Genomic DNA, 1385 nt, shown 5'->3' with positions numbered 1-1385 from the left:
GGCCACGATGCGCCGCAGGGCGGCCTCGTCAACAGCAGTGCCCGCGGAAGGCCCGGCGGCGAAGGCTGCCGGAGCGACGGCCTTTGGCGCGTCCCCTTCCGGGGCGGCTCCAGCCGCAGCCTGAGTGGTCGCGGTCGCGGTCACCGCAACCTTTCCGGCTTCCACGACAGGTGCGGCCAGGTATTCCTCGGCGGGCATGGTCCAGGTGTTGCGGTGTCCTTCGCCCCCCTGCACCTCGATGATCAGGTCGGCCTTGGCGGCGCGCAGTTCCGGGGTGATGGGCAGGGCACAGCGCCCCTTGGCGTCGGTGACGGCGGTGCCCATCACCGTGCCGCTGCCCGCCAGCGTGGCGGTAACCTTGGCGTCGCGGGCGGGGTTGCCGCTGCTGAACGAACTTTCGCAGCGGATGGTGCCGCCTTCCACCCAGGCAAAGATGTTCACCCGGTGGGCCAGGGCAGGGGCCGCCTGCCCCAGCAGCAGGACCGCACCCACGAGCAGGGCCGTGCACAGCACCGCCGCGTGGCGCACCTTGCGCAGGATTGTCCGGCCAGGCATGCGAAAAGCGCGGGATGCGTTGTCTGCACCCGCCGTGGCGGTGGACGGTGCAAGCGTGTCAGGGAAAGAGATGCCGTACAGTGGCGTGCGGGCGGAAATCCGGGTCTGTTCGCGATGCATGGTGCCTCCTGCGTGTTGCCCCCTTGGCATGCATCTTTTTTTCACAAAATTCAAACGCCAAGTGCGCGATTGGTGGAATCGTGCCACGAAATCGGCGGTAACAAACGCGTTCCGGTTGCCTTTTGCTTGCCTGCGCACGCCGTTGAGGCTATCTGCTTGGTGATATCACCTTCAGGAAGAAGGGCAGGCGGATGAAGGACGAAAATCCGAACAACAGGAACGGCACCCCCACCGGTCCGGCACATGTTGGCCGCAGGGCCGGGGACACCCCGGTGGCGGACTCGGCCGTGGCTGGCCCGGGTGGTGCGCCCGGTCATGGTGTGCTCGGCTATGGAGCGCCCGGCGTGGGCGTGCCGGACCACCCCGTTCTGGACCGGTCCGGCGCCATGCGCCGTCTGGAACTGGATGCCGAAAGCTACGGCCAGCTTCTGGCATTGATGACCGTGGAAGTGGCCGGAATGCTGGATGCCCTGACCGAGGCCTGGCGCAATGGCGATGCATCGGCCATGCGCCTGCATGCCCACCGGCTGAAGAGCGAGGCCGCCAACGTGGGGGCCGAAGAGGTGCGCTTTGCCGCCGGCCGGTTGGAACAACTGCTGCGGCAACAGGATGCCGCGGACGGCGATGTCCCGCGCACTGCCGCGTCGGGCGACGCCTCGGCGGCGGTCAGCCATCTGCGCACGGCACTGGCCCGCCTTGCCGCCGTGCTG

Annotated in this window: 2 protein-coding genes; one reads left to right on the top strand and one right to left on the bottom strand. The window is 68.3% G+C overall.

Annotation, left to right across the window (positions count from 1 at the left end; all coding sequences use genetic code 11):
- On the bottom strand, positions 1–675 hold a 675-nt coding region (locus tag FVW27_RS15545), incomplete at its 3' end, for a hypothetical protein (protein WP_167126823.1).
- A 191-nt stretch (positions 676–866) separates the two neighbouring features.
- Between FVW27_RS15545 and FVW27_RS15540 the strand changes: the two genes are divergently transcribed.
- Positions 867–1385: Hpt domain-containing protein (locus FVW27_RS15540; RefSeq protein ID WP_167126820.1), on the top strand; the 519-nt coding region annotated here is incomplete at its 3' end.

Source organism: Nitratidesulfovibrio liaohensis (genome assembly GCF_011682075.1).
In the GTDB taxonomy this organism is placed as follows: Bacteria; Desulfobacterota; Desulfovibrionia; order Desulfovibrionales; family Desulfovibrionaceae; genus Cupidesulfovibrio; species Cupidesulfovibrio liaohensis.
Note: the sequence above shows the minus strand (reverse complement) of the source record. Positions and strands in the feature narration are given on the sequence as shown.